This is a genomic window from Algimonas porphyrae, assembly GCF_041429795.1.
Classification (GTDB): Bacteria; Pseudomonadota; Alphaproteobacteria; order Caulobacterales; family Maricaulaceae; genus Litorimonas; species Litorimonas porphyrae.
Genome location: NZ_CP163424.1, coordinates 2,030,461 through 2,046,677 on the forward strand (window position 1 = coordinate 2,030,461; position 16,217 = coordinate 2,046,677).

15 protein-coding genes are annotated in these 16,217 nt (G+C 56.3%); 2 read left to right on the forward strand and 13 right to left on the reverse strand.

Annotated features, from left to right (window positions below):
* Position 1: 1 nt before the first annotated feature.
* The 7 genes from AB6B39_RS09930 to AB6B39_RS09960 all read right to left on the reverse strand — a co-directional run bounded on the left by AB6B39_RS09930 (position 2) and on the right by AB6B39_RS09960 (position 7,374).
* Positions 2-487 (reverse strand): YajQ family cyclic di-GMP-binding protein, encoded by a 486-nt coding sequence (locus tag AB6B39_RS09930; RefSeq protein WP_284370839.1) that lies wholly within the window; start codon positions 485-487, stop codon positions 2-4.
* Positions 488-501: 14 nt separating this feature from the next.
* Positions 502-2,775: a fused MFS/spermidine synthase gene (locus tag AB6B39_RS09935; protein ID WP_284370837.1), complete on the reverse strand. Its 2,274-nt coding sequence runs from the start codon at positions 2,773-2,775 to the stop codon at positions 502-504.
* Between the two features lie 78 nt (positions 2,776-2,853).
* On the reverse strand, positions 2,854-3,411 hold the full coding sequence (locus tag AB6B39_RS09940) for a 5' nucleotidase, NT5C type (protein WP_284370835.1): 558 nt from the start codon (positions 3,409-3,411) through the stop codon (positions 2,854-2,856).
* A 59-nt stretch (positions 3,412-3,470) separates the two neighbouring features.
* Positions 3,471-4,739 (reverse strand): acyl-CoA dehydrogenase family protein, encoded by a 1,269-nt coding sequence (locus AB6B39_RS09945; RefSeq protein WP_284370833.1) that lies wholly within the window; start codon positions 4,737-4,739, stop codon positions 3,471-3,473.
* A gap of 9 nt (positions 4,740-4,748) precedes the next feature.
* Positions 4,749-5,816: a phosphotransferase family protein gene (locus AB6B39_RS09950; RefSeq protein WP_284370831.1), complete on the reverse strand. Its 1,068-nt coding sequence runs from the start codon at positions 5,814-5,816 to the stop codon at positions 4,749-4,751.
* Entirely contained in the window at positions 5,816-6,586 is a 771-nt protein-coding gene (locus tag AB6B39_RS09955; RefSeq protein ID WP_284370829.1) for a glucose 1-dehydrogenase, read from the reverse strand. The genes AB6B39_RS09950 and AB6B39_RS09955 overlap by 1 nt, the downstream gene beginning before the upstream one ends.
* A gap of 2 nt (positions 6,587-6,588) precedes the next feature.
* A complete protein-coding gene (locus AB6B39_RS09960; protein ID WP_284370827.1) occupies positions 6,589-7,374 on the reverse strand; it encodes an SDR family NAD(P)-dependent oxidoreductase in 786 nt (261 codons plus the stop codon).
* Between the two features lie 83 nt (positions 7,375-7,457).
* Between AB6B39_RS09960 and AB6B39_RS09965 the strand changes: the two genes are divergently transcribed.
* Positions 7,458-8,810, forward strand: a complete 1,353-nt coding sequence (locus AB6B39_RS09965) for a DUF3667 domain-containing protein (RefSeq protein WP_284370825.1) — start codon at positions 7,458-7,460, stop codon at positions 8,808-8,810.
* Here AB6B39_RS09965 and AB6B39_RS09970 read toward each other — a convergent pair.
* The 6 genes from AB6B39_RS09970 to AB6B39_RS09995 form a co-directional block, all read right to left on the reverse strand.
* A complete protein-coding gene (locus AB6B39_RS09970; protein WP_284370823.1) occupies positions 8,776-9,249 on the reverse strand; it encodes a hypothetical protein in 474 nt (157 codons plus the stop codon). The genes AB6B39_RS09965 and AB6B39_RS09970 overlap by 35 nt on opposite strands.
* Positions 9,228-9,620 (reverse strand): D-Ala-D-Ala carboxypeptidase family metallohydrolase, encoded by a 393-nt coding sequence (locus AB6B39_RS09975; protein ID WP_371398547.1) that lies wholly within the window; start codon positions 9,618-9,620, stop codon positions 9,228-9,230. The genes AB6B39_RS09970 and AB6B39_RS09975 overlap by 22 nt, the downstream gene beginning before the upstream one ends.
* Positions 9,621-9,764: 144 nt before the next feature.
* Positions 9,765-10,778: a DUF2853 family protein gene (locus AB6B39_RS09980; RefSeq protein WP_284370819.1), complete on the reverse strand. Its 1,014-nt coding sequence runs from the start codon at positions 10,776-10,778 to the stop codon at positions 9,765-9,767.
* 10 nt (positions 10,779-10,788) lie between these two features.
* A complete protein-coding gene (locus AB6B39_RS09985) occupies positions 10,789-11,880 on the reverse strand; it encodes an OmpA family protein (RefSeq protein WP_284370817.1) in 1,092 nt (363 codons plus the stop codon).
* Positions 11,881-12,011: 131 nt separating this feature from the next.
* A complete protein-coding gene (locus AB6B39_RS09990; RefSeq protein WP_284370816.1) occupies positions 12,012-12,977 on the reverse strand; it encodes an NAD(P)H-dependent flavin oxidoreductase in 966 nt (321 codons plus the stop codon).
* A gap of 38 nt (positions 12,978-13,015) precedes the next feature.
* Positions 13,016-14,425, reverse strand: coding sequence for a M20/M25/M40 family metallo-hydrolase (locus AB6B39_RS09995; RefSeq protein WP_284370814.1), 1,410 nt, complete (start codon positions 14,423-14,425; stop codon positions 13,016-13,018).
* A 104-nt stretch (positions 14,426-14,529) separates the two neighbouring features.
* Here AB6B39_RS09995 and AB6B39_RS10000 point away from each other — a divergent pair, with 104 nt between their 5' ends.
* On the forward strand, positions 14,530-16,215 hold the full coding sequence (locus AB6B39_RS10000; protein ID WP_284370812.1) for a M28 family metallopeptidase: 1,686 nt from the start codon (positions 14,530-14,532) through the stop codon (positions 16,213-16,215).
* The last annotated feature ends 2 nt before the right edge of the window (positions 16,216-16,217 follow it).

The window sequence follows — 16,217 nt, forward strand, 5'->3', positions numbered from 1 at the left end:
GTCAGTCCCTGAAATTCTTGAATTGGACAGGTTGTTCAAGCCCCATATCTTTTACGAATTGAATGGCGGCCTGAAGGTCGTCGCGTTTTTTACCCGTGACCCTGAGTTCATCCCCCTGAATCGCGACTTGGACCTTCATCTTTGAGCCCTTGATCGCTTTGACGATCTGGCGCGCCATGTCGCGGTCGATCCCTTCTTTCACGGCGATCACCTGCCTGACACTCGCGCCCGCAGCCGGATCGACTTTCTGGTAGTCCAACTGCCCGGGCTCGATACCGCGCTTATGCAGGTGGCCGCGGATCAGCTCATGCATCTGTTTGAGCTTCAGATCATCATCCGCGAACACTTTGATGCCTTCATCCAAGGCCTCGACCGTGCTCTTGCTGCCCTTGAAATCGTAGCGTGTCCCGATTTCCCGGGTCACGTTTTGAACCGCATTGGCGATTTCGGCGCGATCGACTTCGCTGACAATATCGAATGAAGGCATGGCAGGTCTCCGGATCAGTCCGTCGACCTGATAGGTTCGGACCGGCCATTGCGCAACATCTTGGCGCGGATGGCGCTGATGATTGCACTATAGTCATCCGTCCAGACGCCGACGGTTTCACTGGGAATCCAGCGCGTCCATTCCCGATCTCCAGCGGTTGCGCGCTGCAACACGCTATCAGGACCGATCAGCAAACCGTTCGATTCTGTAGAATAGCTCGCGGCCTGTCCGGAAAATTCCGTCTCGATGAAACGGCTTGCCAGACCGGCATCCTCGGCCACCCGCACGACGACGGATGTGACATCCATCATCCGGTTTGAGGTATGAAAGAAAATCAAACCGTCATTGCTCAGTTTGGAGCGGTAAAGCGTCATCGCCTCCCGCGTAACGAGATGTGCTGGAATGGAGCCTGAGCTGAAGGCATCGATAATGATCATGTCCTGGGATCCATTGGCGAGACTGGCCAATGTCTGTCGGGCGTCGCCGACCCGGATATCGGCGCTAGGCGCGCAATCATCCAAAAAGCTGAACAGGTCCGGATTGCGCGCCATGGAAATGACGGCAGGATCGATCTCGAAATAGGTCCATCGATCACCTGATTGCTCATAACAGCTCAGTGCGCCCGCACCGAGACCGATCAACGCGACGGACATCCCCTCACCGGGTTTGCGGACCGCCGAAATGGCGCGGTCGAATGACCCGCCGGGAGCGTAATATGAGGCCGGACGCGTCCGGAACTCAGGAGCTCGAAGCTGGAAATTATGAACCGTATCACCGTGGATGAAGCTGTGCATTGGTCCGAGCGGCGTCATCTTCGCTTCTACGGACATGGTCGCGTAGAAACTACGATCACGATGGATAGTATCCTCATCAGCGCCCGGTTGGAACACTGCGGTGATGACAAGTGTCGCCAAGATAAGAATTGACTGAGCGCGCCGGATATTCAGCGGCAACGTTGCCGCGAATACGATCAGGGCGATGACGATCCCGCTCATGCGCGGCAGCCAGCCCAATGCGGGCAGAACGAATGCGGCGATTATCGCGACAAGCAGGAGACCCAGACTTTTGAAAACACCCCCCTGTGCTGGCCGCATCAGGCCGATATGAGCCGGGAGAATGAAGGCCGCCAGAAACAGGACGAGCGGATATTCAAATGTCGTCACAAATAGAAGCGGGGCGGCCAGTGCGTTGAATACGCCGCCCATGACACCGCCGAGCGACATCACGATATAGAACAGAGTCAGGCGTGACGTATCGGGACGGCTCTCGACCAGACAGGCATGGCAGTAAAGCGCGATAATCAAGAAGGAAGTCAGACAGATCGCGATAATCGTCAAAGCGCTCAGCACGGGTAAAAACATCACAAAAAGAGTTATTAGAACGACCCAGGGAATAAGCGGGCGAAGCTGAGCCGCGCGCAGCATCGGACGACGTGCAAAGACGATGACGAATGTCAGCAGATAGAGAGCAAGAGGCACGATCCAGAGCATTGGCACAGACGCGATATTGCTTGTCATGTGACTGGTAACGCCCAGCATCAGACTGGACGGGATGAAGCTGACCATCAGCCAGAAGAGGATACGCCGAAAGCTTAAGGTCTGTAATGACGCGGCCTTGATGTTAGCTGTGTCGAGGTTCGGCTTCAGCCTGGTCAAGGTCAGCAAGCCCGTGGCACCGATCAGAATGATCAATCCGACATATCCGAAGGTCCAAACAGACGTCTGCTCGCCCAACCGCAAGGCCGGTTCGATCAAGATCGGGTAGGCACACAGGATCAACAGGCTGGCAGCATTGGACGCGCTATAAAGAAAATACGGGTCTTTCGCATCAGCATGGTCCGTCAGGCTGAACCATTTCTGCAAGAGCGGTGCATTGGCTGACAATGCGAAAAACGGTGCGCCGACCGTGGCAGCAAACAATCCCAGCAACCAGAGCGTCGGCGTCCCGCTTTCCGGAACAGCGACCGATCCGATAGCGAGTGGCAGGAATGTCAGGCCGATCACGGTAATTGCGACATGCAAACCAATCTGCACTCGCAAGGACAGATAACGTGAACTCAAATGCGCATAAACATAGCCGCCCAGCAACATGGCCTGAAAGAAGACCATAGCGGTATTCCAGACATTCGACGCTCCACCCAGTAAAGGCAGGATCAGCTTGGTGAACATGGGCTGGACTGAAAACAGCAGGGTCGCCGACAGGAAGATTGTCGTCGTGAACATGATCGCCAGCAGGCTGGACGGAATACGCTTCACCGCTGTTACGGGCTGCGTCAGAATTTCGGCCATCAAGGTCTCCCGGTTTCGTTCCGGGAAATTTCATTAGGACTCTTGAAGGGTGCGCTAAGGTCTATGCTTACTCAAAACTTAGTGTCGTGACGCGAAGTATCGCTGAATATCGTTCCAGTCGGTTACACGGCGATACTCACTAACCGCTTGATTATGGGGCGCGTCGTAAAGAAGAGGTATACCCTGAAAGCCGTTGAAATGTTTAGGACTATCGTCGACGAGATAGTGGGTCCCCAGCACCTGCTTATAGCCGCAGAAGATGAAGAGTTGGCGCTCCAGAAAAGGGAAATGCCTGTCCAGCCAGTCGATTTTAGGCGCAATCGTATTCGGAAACTCCATGGCAGCTGTACAAATCGTAATCGCAAACCGTTCATTCAAATCTTCCAGGACCTCCCGGCAACCTTCCATGAGCGGCAGATCACGCATCAGCGACCCTTCCGCGACATGGGCGACCATCGCCTGTTTCTGATCGTCCGGAAGACAGCTCAGCAGGGACACGAAGCTCTCATTGTCATGGCTCGTGTCATAACGTTCATTGAGCCAGTCACAGAGATAGCTCCCTGTGTCAGCCATAACATGATCCATATCGACGGCGATCATGGGCCGTGACAGCAGATTTCTCTTGTCGTCGGACATGCAATCTCCAAAGAAAACGCCGCCCAGAAGAGGCGGCGTCCAATCATTCTGTCGGCTGTCTAGACCGTCTGGTTGGTATAGCCGCGCAGCTCTTTGCGCGCGACCTGCATCCGGTGAACCGCGTCAGGGCCGTCTGCATATCGCAAGGTACGCATCTGGATGAACATGCCCGCCAACGGTGTATCCTGACTGATGCCGACACCTCCATGCATTTGCATGGCCTCATCGATACATTTCAGGGCCACCTGAGGCGCCGCGACCTTGATCATCGAAATATAAGGTGCTGCCGCACGGTGATCACCCGTGTCCATCATGGAGGCCGCTTTCAGGCAAAGAAGGCGCGCCTGTTCGATACCGATCCGGCAATCGGCGATGATGTCGTAGTTTGCACCTAGCTTGGCAAGTGGCCGACCAAAGGCTTCGCGTGAGGTCGATCGCTTGCAGAGCAGTTCCAGCGCGCGCTCAGCCTGACCGATGGCACGCATGCAGTGGTGAATCCGGCCTGGGCCGAGACGGCCCTGACTAACTTCGAAGCCGCGCCCCTCACCGATGAGCAGCGCATCGGCTGGAATGCGGACATTTTCAAACTTCATATGAAGATGGCCGTGAGGGGCATCATCCTGACCGAAGATCGTCATGGCGCGCAGCTTGGTGATGCCCGGCAGGTTGGCTGGAACCACGAACATGGAATGCTGCTTGTGGCGGCGGGACCGATCGCCCCCCTTGGCTTCGGTGCGGGCCATCAGAATATAGACTTCGCAGCGCGGATCACCAGCACCGGACGACCAGTATTTCTCGCCATTCAAAACCCACTCGTTTCCGTCCTTGACGGCACTGAATTCCAGATTGGTCGCGTCGGAGCTGGCAACATCAGGCTCAGTCATCAGATAGGCCGAACGGACCTTCCCTTCCAGCATGGGCTTGAGCCAGCGTTCCTTATGTTCTTCCGTGCCATATTTTTCGAACACTTCCATATTGCCTGTGTCAGGCGCGGAGCAGTTGAAAACTTCCGGCGCGAGGTGACACCAGCCCATCTGTTCCGCCAGATGCGCATACTCCACAGTCGTCAGACCGAAGCCCTTATCAGATGCCGTCAAACCGGTCTTGGTTAGCCAGAAATTCCACAGACCCTTTGATTTCGCCTTGGCTTTCAGCGCCTCGAGCGTCTCAAGCTGCCATGGTGTGTGAGCCCAGCGATCCGCCGCGTTCTCCGTCTCATTATGCCATTTCTGCTCGATCGGCAGTATGTCATTCTGGACCATATCCCGGACTTCGTCCAAAATCGGTTTTAGGCGCTCGGTCACGCCGAGACACATCGCATCGCTCATCATTTTCTCCTAAAGTGTTCCTGTGTCGATCTTGTGCCGCGCCAGCGCGCCAAGGGCTTCGACTGACTTGTCCATGACTGCAAAGCGTTCGTCTTGCGTTTGACCGCGGACATATCTCGCATGAATTTGCTGAATGATTACAGCTAACCGCCAGATGCCGTAGACAAAATGGTAATGGATGTCGGACACGTCATAACCCGTCTTATCGCCGTAGCGGTCTGCGAATTCGCGGCGCGTCGGCATGCCGGACGCGGCCGAAGGCTGACGGATCATCATGTGCATGGGCGCGGGGTCGTCGGCCTGGATCCAGTAGGACAGCGTATTGCCCAAATCCATCAGCGGATCACCGATAGCGCAAATCTCCCAGTCCAGAAGCGCGGCAATCTTGCGCGGATCATCGGCCTTCAGGATCGCATTATCGACACGGTAGTCGCCATGGAGTACGCCAACATTGCCGCTCTCGGCAGGCATCTGGTCTTCGAGCCAGGCCTGAACATCTTCAAACCGCGTTATGCCGTCTGTCCACGCCTTGTCCCAGCGCTTGTTCCAACCCGTGATCTGGCGCTTCACATAGCCATCCGGCTTACCAAAATCATCAAGGCCGAGCGCTTTCCAATCAAGCGTATGGAGACGCGCCAGCGTATCGATAAAATTCTCACCCAGTTCCGCCGTATCGTCTTCTGACCAGTTCCAGTTGGGCGGTATAGTCTTGTGAATCAGCGGTCCATCGACCCGATCCATAACGTAGAACTCCTTGCCGATAATGCTCTCATCATCCGTATAGAAAACTGTGTTCGGAACCTGGTCGAATGCGGGCTTCAGATCTCGCATGATCCGGTATTCACGGAACATGTTATGCCCGGCTTTTGGGAGGGGGCCGAAAGGCGGTCGGCGCAGAACAAGGCGGCGGTCAGGGTAATCGATGGCGTAGGTCAGGTTGGAATTTCCGGAGGGGTATTGTGTGACCTGTGGCGATCCGGACAGGCCGTCCACATGGTCTTTCAGAACGGCATCAACAGCACCGATATCGAGGCCTTCGCCCTTCCGGACGGCAATCGTGGCATTTTCACCTGCCATTATAAAGTCGCTCCACCGTCGACGATCGTGCATTGCCCAGTATAGAAGCTGGCTTCGTCAGAAACCATGAACAGCACGGCGCCAACCATTTCATCCGGTTGCGCGAAACGTTTGATCGCCATCGTCATGTCGAGATATTTATCGACGCCAGGAGCGTTTTTCAGCGCAGACGCGAGCTTTGTATCGACAGGTCCCGGCAGTAGGGCATTGACGCGAACGCCCTGCCCCTTGCGATCATCGGAATATTCCTTAGCCATACCTTGCGTCATTGCGATCAGGGCAGCCTTGGTCATGCCGTAGACGACCCGTGCTTCCGTTGGCTGCAACCCATCGATCGACGCCACATTGACAACCGAACCGCCGCCATCACGTTTCAACATCGGATAAGCCTTACTGGTCAGGAAATAAGGACCACGCGTATTGACCTCAAAGGTCTTGTCATAAGCGGCTTCAGTACAGCTGTGAGCAGGACCGAAATGCGGATTGGTCGCACCGTTATTGATCAGAATGTCGAGTCGGCCATGATCTTTCTCGATCTCTGCGAGCACGCGGTCATGATGATCAAGTTCGCCCAGATGCAGTTCGGCAAAGCTGGCGGATCCGCCCTTGGCTTTGATATCGTCGGCAACCTTGGCGCAGTCTACCGGCTTACGCGATGTACAGATGACATGCGCACCCTGTTCGGCCAGGCCATGCGCAATAGCTTCGCCAATGCCGCGTGAAGCCCCGGCCACGAGCGCAACTTTTCCTGTCAGATCGAAACGGGCCATAATCAGCTGTCCTTGAAAATGTAGCTTTTGGTCTCTTTGAGTTTGGCGAGCATCTTGCGCATACCGTCGAGCCATCCATCCGGATTGGCCGCACGGTAGGCGTAATACTCGCCTGCAACCGGGTGCGGAAGAACCAAGAACTTTTCGTCCCTGATCGCCTGACGCAGCGTTTCGGCGACGTCTTCGGGTTCTAATAGTTTTTCTCTCTGGCCAGAAAAGTCGACGCCAGCCGTCATATTGGTCCGGACATATTGCGGGCAGATACAATGGCTCTTGATACCCTGATCACCATGCTCAATCGCAATGCTCTCGGCGAAGGAAACGGCCGCGTGCTTGGTGGCGCTGTAGCTGGCCGAACCGACCTGGTTGAGAAGACCAGCTGCCGATGCCGTCACAACGAAGCGGCCACTGCCGCGTTCCAGCCATCCTGGCATAAGGGCTCGTGCCGCATAGACGCTCCCCATGACATTGACCTGCCAGCTTGTTTCCCAGCTCTCATTCGACCCGCCGGCAACATGAGGGCCGTTCCCGGCCCCGACACCGGCATTGGAAATGAAAACATCGATTGGCCCAAGATCACCTTCAACTTGCTCGATAAAAGCCTTGACGGAGAGCTCCGACGAGACATCGCACGCATAGGCCTTGGCATTGATGCCAGCAGCGGCTTCGACGGGGGGGGATAGATCAGAGAGCGCGACCTTCCCGCCATTCTGAGCGAACATGGCCCCGATAGCCCGCCCTATTCCACCGGATGCGCCTGTCACGGCAACGACTTGGTTATCAAACATGCGCGTGTCTTAACGGTCAGGGCTTTGCACGCAAGCCGAACTGACCCGCTTCACATGAACGATGGATGTGTCATAGTGAATGGATGGGGACCGAAGACGAAATTCTACTTGCGCTTGACGAAGGGCGCGGCCTGCTGGACCAGGATGACGTTCCCAACCAGAATCAGTCACTCAACTGTTTCGCCTGCGATGCCCCCATGGTTGGGCTTTATTGCCACAAATGCGGTAACAAGAACGACAATTATCGCCGCTCGGTCTGGTCGCTTGGAATCGAACTGTTTCAGAATCTGACAGCCTTCGATGGCAGAATGCTCCGCAGCCTGAAGTCACTCATTCTCAAACCCGGACAGATGTCGCGCGATTACTCAAATGGCGCGCGGCAACGTTGGACCTCACCTATCCGGTTCTACATTGCCACATCACTGCTACTGTTTGGCTACATTGCCATATCCCAAACTCAAATTCTGGCCGTCGGAACGATTGAGGAGGCTAATCCGCGAAGTATCGTCAAAGTTAGCACGGGCGCAGACACGCTGAGCCCTCGGTTGCTGTTCTTCGTGCGAAAAGACCGTATGATCCAGCTTCAGGATCAGGACGAATTGGATCGTAACGCCGAAAACTTCCTCAGGGGGTTTCGCGATGCGACGGAAGATGTCGATTCAACTGATGGGCTGGCAGAAGCGATCGCCGAACTGGATTCGCAAATCGAAGACAGCGTGATCGAGGCCGAACGTCGTATGCTGATCCAGACACGCGATTCGCTGCAAGCGCGGTTGGACCGCAAGGAAGCTGAGCAAGCTCAGGATAGTTCGCCTGGGTCTCAAAATTCCAACGCTGATGCTAATGACAGTCAACTCAGCTTTACCGGGATCAACGGGCAAGAGATTTCGCTCAACCGCGAGGGCATGAACGCGCTCTATCGCATGGTCCTGCAGCACCCCGAGACGATCAACACGCGGGTCAATAACGACTTGAAACTCGCCATGTTCTTCATGATGCCCTTCGCCATGCTGATGGGGGCCATCTTCATACGCGGGCGCGAAACAGCCATGTTGTATGACCATCTGGTCCACGCGGCCTATATTCACAGCTTCTCGTTTATTCTGCTGTTCGTGTTTATTCTGCTGAACCAGTATACGGCTGCCCCGGCACTGTTGCTGATATATACGATCATTCTGCTGATCTATCTGCCTATATCGGCGAAACGCATGTTCAAGCGCGGCTGGTTCAAATCGTTTCTGACCGCCTATGGCGTCGGTGCGGTCTACACGCTTGTAATGCTTCTGGTCTTCTTCCTGATCGTCGTTCTGGCATTACAGGAACTGGCCTTTGACCTTAGCGAACAACAGGCCCGTTTTGGCAATAGTTCTACCCCCACTTCAGTACCATTCGAAACGCCGGCTACGCCAGACGTTGTGCCGCCGACCGACCCCTAGGGGCCCGGTCTCCGAACCACCACAATGTCGCAGCCGTCGCCGCAAAGACTGCGGCTTCGACAATGCTGCCATCCTGCGTGCGCGCGAAAATCCAGCCTGTGATCAGCCATAGCAACATCGTCAATGTGGGCCTTACAAGGCGAAGCGTATTGATCACCCACCGGCTTGCCTCGCCAATCGCGGCATCCGCCATGATGGAGGCTTCCAGTCCGGACCAGCTTCCGCTTTGCGCAATTAGGGCCAGCTCCGCTTCCGTTTCCTGACCGCGAGCCTGCATGGTCAGTTCATGGAGCTTCAACTCATGCTGCCAGCGCGCCTGTTCCTGCGCAAAGGCCTGACGACGCTCAAAGATGCCAGTCACGCGTCCAAGCGCTGTACCGATCAATCCGAACAGACCGCCAGCGGCAGCATCCATCGTCAATCCAGCCAGTTGTGCCATTCTTTCCTCGCAGAGTTGTTGCCAAACCAGCGGCGCAGCGGGCCAAGGTCGGCATGTATAAATGTGTTGTAGAAACCGAAACCGGTGAAACCGGTCTGTCGCAGCGCTCGGTAAAGCGACCGCGCATCATGTCCGTGTAGAGCGATGTCCACTGCCAGCCTGAGATGCTGGGACCGCGGTGCTCCGCCAATGCGGGCATTATGCAGACTGCACCGATGCGCGGATAGCACGCGAAATGGCCGCCCGACCTGGTCGCGTGCGGCTTGCAGCCTATCCATGAAATCCGGCCAGTAATAAGTTTCGCCGCAATGGCGGCAGGCCATTTCCTGCGGCATGAAATTCGGCCAGCGCCAGCCGGGGGGCGGCGTCATTGTCATGAGTTCGATACTGCCAGCGCTCATTTCCAAAACATGGCATACCCCCAATCAGGGGGGATCATTTCAGTGGCAGACAAGAAAAAAGCCCGCCATATGGCGGGCTTCAGTCAATTCTTTCATGCGCTTTTCAGCGGATCATTACTTGAACACACTCAGTTTCTTGGCCTTCTTGGCCGCGAGGTAGTAAAAGACCACGCGGGATTTCATGCGGTCGCCTTTCATCTCTTCGCAGACGGATTTGACCAGGTCCATTTGCCCGGTCGTCATGCCGAGCTTCTTGGTCACGAAACCATCGGCCACAGTCCGTAGCTCTTCTTCGTCGGAACAGGCGACGAGACGACCATCCCGTGAGCGCAAGGCGATGCCGCAATATTTGACGATTGCATCGACGGATTTGCGGGTTGCGCGCGCATCATATTTCCGCACTTTCTCGAGATAACCATCGAGCGCAGCGTCTGATTTGGACTTAGCAGATGTGGTTTTCTTCGCCGCGGGTTTTGCCTTCGTCGTCTTGGCAGGAGCCGCTTTTGTCGGAGCGGCCTTTTTAGGGGTGGCTTTGGCCTTCATTGCCGGCTTGGAAGGGCTTGCCTTTTTTGCCGCAGATTTCTTTGCAGCGGGTTTGGCTTTTGCAGCTGTCGGTTTCGCCTTGGTGACAGCTGTTGTCTTAGCCTTCGCTACAGCCTCGGTTTTAGCCCTAGGTGCAGCTTTCTTCGCAGGGGCCGTCTTTTTCTTGGCAGGGGCCGATTTCGCAGCCGCTTTGCCGTCACCATCAAGCTCAGCCAGACGACTATCCAGATATTTGACACGCGCAGCCAGATAGCGGTTCTGCCATTCAAGCGCATATGTATCATCGGCTTCGGTCGTTTTGGCGGTGACGTCCGAAGCCATGTCAGAGGCTACAGGCGCAACCGACAGTTTGGCATTCGCGTCCGACAGATCGTTAGTACACGTCGAGAGTTGACCTTCCAGATCCAGAACGCGGGCGCGCAGACTGTCAGCTTCGGCCTTTAGCGCACCCTCCCCTTCGATCGACAGATCACCCGCCTGTTTTTTAGACGGCTTGAGGAACCAGCCCAGCAGAAAGCCGATCATACCGATGATCAGAGATGGGATCAGATAATAGGCCCCAAGAAATCCGAAAAAATTGTCCATGGTGCGTGTCCTATTCAGCTCGGGTGAGAATGAATTCGATGCGGCGATTCTGTTCGCGCCCATCTTCTGTAGCATTACTGGCGACCGGATTGTCAGCGCCGAAACCGCGCGCTGAGAGACGGGACAGGTCGATGCCGCCATCATTGCTCAAATAATTCATGACCGCCATAGCCCGAGCTTCGGACAAGGTCTGGTTCATGGCAGGATCACCTTCGCTCGATGTGTAACCGTGAACAGCGATCTGAAAGCCCGGGCACTGATTGGCGGCGCTGGCAAGATCATTCAGAAGCGCGATGTTCGGCGCCCCCTGGATCACGGCATCACCGGCTTCGAACTGAACCTTGCGCCCGCGGCGCAGGTCATTCATGAGCCCCTGACAGATAGATTGCGACTGTGAGCGCCCGAACACAGAAACAGGGGCACCCTGCACGCGGACATTGCCAACAAAATTGTATCCGTCGATCATCGTCGTGCCCATGGCATCATAGAGCGAAGTCTGAACGCCCCCGTCAGATGCCGCACCGATCAGAGAGCCCTCATAACCCTCAAGCGATAAACGTCCGGAATCAAGCTGCGCCAGTCTGCGGAAATAAAGTTTTATCACGTCCGCCCAGCGTCCGTCGGGGGCGCCGTCAGCGAGCTGCAAGTCGTCTGTCACGCGGTCATTGCCGAATACGTCAACTGCATCCTGCAAGACGTCGCCGCGAACTGCCTCAGACGGAACGAATCCATCCAGTGTGACATTACCATCGACCGATTTCCGGGCCGAGAATACATAAGGCGATTGTGTGGGCAGGGCCGCAATGGGGACGATCTGCGTGCCGTCCCTGACCGAGTGCCATTTATGCTTGAGTTTACACCCCGTGCAACGTGTCGCCTCGGCAACAGACAGTGCCGACTGCTGCGCGGCCACGCTGGGTGCCGTCCCGGAAATGTGCGCTTGGTTGCCGCTCATTTCAACACTGGCCCAGTCATAGCCAGCCTCTGTCAGCGCCCCTCTAATGTTGGTTTCGACATCATCGATCCGTGCTTCTCCGGTCATCAGCCCGTAGACCAATCCAACGCAGAGCATGATGATGGCACCCAATAGCCAACGGATCATGGCTTCCTCCCAATTCAGTCACATGTTGCGCCCCGGTATGTGACAGCAAATGACCCCCAGATGAACGGTTAACCGATGGCAGGCTGACTCGTAAAGGGCTAGCTTACCGCCAAGGGACCTGTGCGGTTCCTTCAGGCGTGTTTTGCCAAGCGACCCAGAGCCTGTTGAAACTCTGTTTCCAGCTGATCCACTACGTCACCAACGGGCGGAGCGCTATCGACCTGACCGACGCCCTGCCCTGCGCCCCAGATGTCCTTCCAGGCCTTCTTATCCGTATTGCCGCCCGACCCGAAGTTCATCGCGCTCTTGTCCGCTTCAGGCAGATTGTCGGGATCCATGCCCGCTTTCACAATCGAGCCACGTAGATAATTCCCGTGAACCCCAGTGAAAAGCGATGAGTAGACGATGTCCTCTCCCGTACTGTCGACGATTTCCTGCTTATAGGCCTGATCAGCGTTGGCTTCTTCCGTGGCGATGAAGCGCGTTCCGATATAGGCCATATCCGCACCGATGCCGATGGCACCGGCAACGGATGCACCCGTGCTGATCGACCCCGACGCAAGGATCGGACCGTCGAAGAACGACCGGATTTCCGGGATCAGTGCAAAAGGCGACAATGTGCCTGCATGTCCGCCTGCGCCGGCACAAACGGCAATAATGCCATCGGCTCCCATGGACAGCGCCTTTTTCGTGTGTCGGATATTGGTGACGTCATGCAAGACGATGCCGCCATAGGAGTGCGCAGCGTCATAGACTTGCTGACTGGCTTGCAGGGACGTGATGATGATCGGTACCTCATGCTTCACGCAGATTTCCATATCGTGCTGTAAACGATTGTTGGATGGATGGCAGATCTGATTAACGGCGAAAGGCGCGACGATCTTGTCAGGATTCGCTTTCTGATATGCGTCCAGCTCCAGTTTGATCCGCACAATCCATTGTTCCAGAACTTCGGCGGGACGGGCATTCAGCGCTGGAAAGCTGCCGACGATGCCCGCTTTGCACTGCGCAATGACAAGTTCCGGGCCGGACACAATGAACAGAGGCGCGCCGACGACAGGCATGCGAAGGTTTTGCAGGATAGGAGGCAGAGCCATAGATCAGGATCCAGTTCGAACGTGAATGTAGGTTGCGTTTACTTATCTGTGTCAGGCGTATCGGCCCGGAAGTCCGTCTCGGCATTGGCCGCACGCCAGGCCATCAGGGCAAAGGCCGCAACATTCTCAGCGATGTCGTCAGGATCGATCTTGTCGAGCGTGTCGTCTGGCGTGTGATGCAGATCGAAATAGTCTGTCCCGTCTTGCTGGAACCGCATTGTCGGAACGCCGCGTCTGGCCATAGGGCCGATATCGGGGCCGCCATTGGTGCCGCGCGTGCCGATCGGGAGGTTCAGCGCCGCTGCAACCTCACGGATCACTGCGTCGCCTTCTGTGACACCCAGCAACACTTCATAAGGCGGTTCTGCCCCAAAATCGGATTCGGTTGCCAGAACGTGCTTGTCCAGATCATCCGCATGCCGATCGCGGTAAGCGAAGCCACCTAGAAGACCGACTTCCTCGGCACCGAAAGCGACGACCCGGATGGTCCGCTTCGGACGCAATCCCTGTTCGATCAGAATTTGTGCTGCGCCGGCCGTAATACCGACGCCTGCACCGTCGTCGATCGCTCCCGTGCCAAGATCCCAGCTGTCCAGATGTGCGCCGATAAGGACGATTTCTTCCGGCCGCTCACTACCGACAATTTCGCCAATGACGTTTCCTGAGGGCATATCGCCAGTTGCGCGCGGCTGAATGTTCAGCGCCATGCGAACGGTTTCGCCTCGTTCCAGAATACGCTCGAGTTGGTCGGCATCCGGTGCGGATAGAGCGGCGATGGGAATTGGCGCGACATCATCGGCGTACCGCATTTGACCTGTATGCGGGAAACGATGCGAATCCGTGCCCACCGAGCGGATAACGACAGCGGTAGCCCCGCGTTTCCCAGCTTCGGTCGCGCCGCTCTGGCGTTTGCGATTAGCCGGTCCGTAACCAGCACCATCAGGAGCTTTTTCCATCCGGCCTGAAATAAAGACGATCTTGCCGTCCAGACCACCCATCGGTGCTGCCTCCAGATCTTCGAATGTTGGAAAGTAGACGATGTCAGACGTAATCCCGCCCGCAGGTGTAGCAACGGACCCACCCAAAGCGGTCAACAACATCTCCTGCGGAAAGGGGCTGATGATTGCTGCGGTCTCGACACCGCGTTCCCAGCCCGGGATCGTAAAAGGCTCGACCCGAACATTTTCCAAACCTATCTCTTTGAACTTGGCGACGGTCCAGTCGCGTGCACGGGCTTCTGCTTCCGTTCCGGCCAGACGCTCGCCGACTTCCGTCGTCAATCCCTCAACGATATCGTATCCCTGCGTACCTGATCTTGACTGTTCCAGGATCTGAAAATCCACGGCATCCATTCCGTCTGAGCCGTCCATACCGACCTGACCGACCGATACTGATGCGCAAGTCGTCAGAACAAACGCAGCGGCGCCCAAAAACAATCCGTATCGCATGATCAATATCCCTGTTTTCATTTGTAAGGTCACTTATGGATTTGCGGCTTGATAATCGTTCCGACGTCGTTAGCAACTGCCTGAGATTGATTAGGAGTTCTGCAATGAAGAAAATCGCCCTGCTAAGTACCGTTTCCGCTGCCCTTTTGCTGGCGGCCTGCGCTGTGGAGGACACGGAAACTTCGACAGACACGGTTGACGCAACATTGAACGTCGATGCGCTGATTTCCGAAGCCGATTTGCAACGCCGGATCGAGACGCTCTCCTCAGACGATTTCATGGGTCGCGCGCCCGGGACTGAAGGTGGACAGATGACGCTCGATTATCTGGCCGCGGAGATGGAAGCCGCCGGCCTGGAACCAATGGGCGATAACGGCACCTACTTCCAGACGGTCACGCTCGCAGAAGCAACCTTGTCGCCTGATAGTTCAATGACCATCACACATGATGGCGAAACCATCGTCGAAGGCGATCAGGCTGAGAATGCAGTGTTCTGGACCAAGAAAACCGACGCAGAACTGTCCCTGAACGGCAGCGAGCTGGTCTTTGTCGGATACGGCGTCGTTGCCCCGGAATTCGGCTGGAACGATTATGAAGGGCTTGATGTCGAGGGAAAGACCGTCGTCATGCTGGTCAATGATCCGGGTTTCGCCACCAAGGACGAGTCGCTCTTCAACGGTGACGCCATGACCTACTATGGCCGTTGGACATACAAATATGAAGAAGCCGGACGCCAGGGTGCGGACGCCGCGATCATCATTCACCAGACGGCGCCGGCTTCATATCCATGGGAGGTCGTCAGCGGTAGCTGGACGGGACCACAGCTTGATGTCGTTCGCGCCGATGGCGGCGCTGACCGGACCGTTCTGGAAGGCTGGGTCACTGAAGACATGGCCAAGGCGATGTTCACGTCCGCCAGACTGGATTTCGACATGTTGACATCGCAGGCGGCGACGCCCGGATTTATGCCGGTCGATATGGGCGGCCTGGAACTGGACGCATCCCTCTCGCAATCCGTGACGACCGTGCAGTCGGCCAATGTCGCAGGGGGTGTGCGCGGGACGGAACGTCCGGATGAATATGTCCTCTACATGGCGCATTGGGACCATCTCGGGAATAATGGCGTCGGCGAAGACCATATCTACAACGGCGCTGTCGACAATGCGACCGGGACAGCCGCGATCGTGGAAATCGGCGAAGCGTTTGTCGAAGCGGGCGCACCTGACCGTTCCGCAATCTTTGTCGCAGTGACAGCCGAAGAATCCGGTCTGCTCGGCTCCGCTTTTTATGCCAGTCAGCCGCTGGTCCCCCTCGCCCAGACAGTCGGCGGCATCAATATCGACGCCATCCAACCCGTCGGCGAAACGCGGGATATGCTGGTGATTGGGCACGGGTCGTCCGAACTGGAAGACCGTCTTGACACTGTGCTCGCGCCGCGTGGCATGCGGATTGAACCCGATAAGAACCCATCGGCAGGCTACTTTTACCGCTCGGATCACATCAGCCTCGCCAAGCGCGGCGTCCCGATGCTGTATGCCGATGGCGGCGTCGATCATGTCACCAAAGGGACCGCCTATGGCGAGGCCTTTGGCAAGGAATATACCGAACTGCGCTATCACAAACCGGCTGACGAATATGACAATAGCTGGGACCTGTCCGGCATCAAACAGGCATCAGAGATTCTGTTCGAACTCGGTTACAACCTCGCCGACAGCAATGACTGGCCGAACTGGTACGAAGGCAATGAATTCCGGGCTCTTCGCGACGAACAGCGCGCCGGTCTCGACTGATC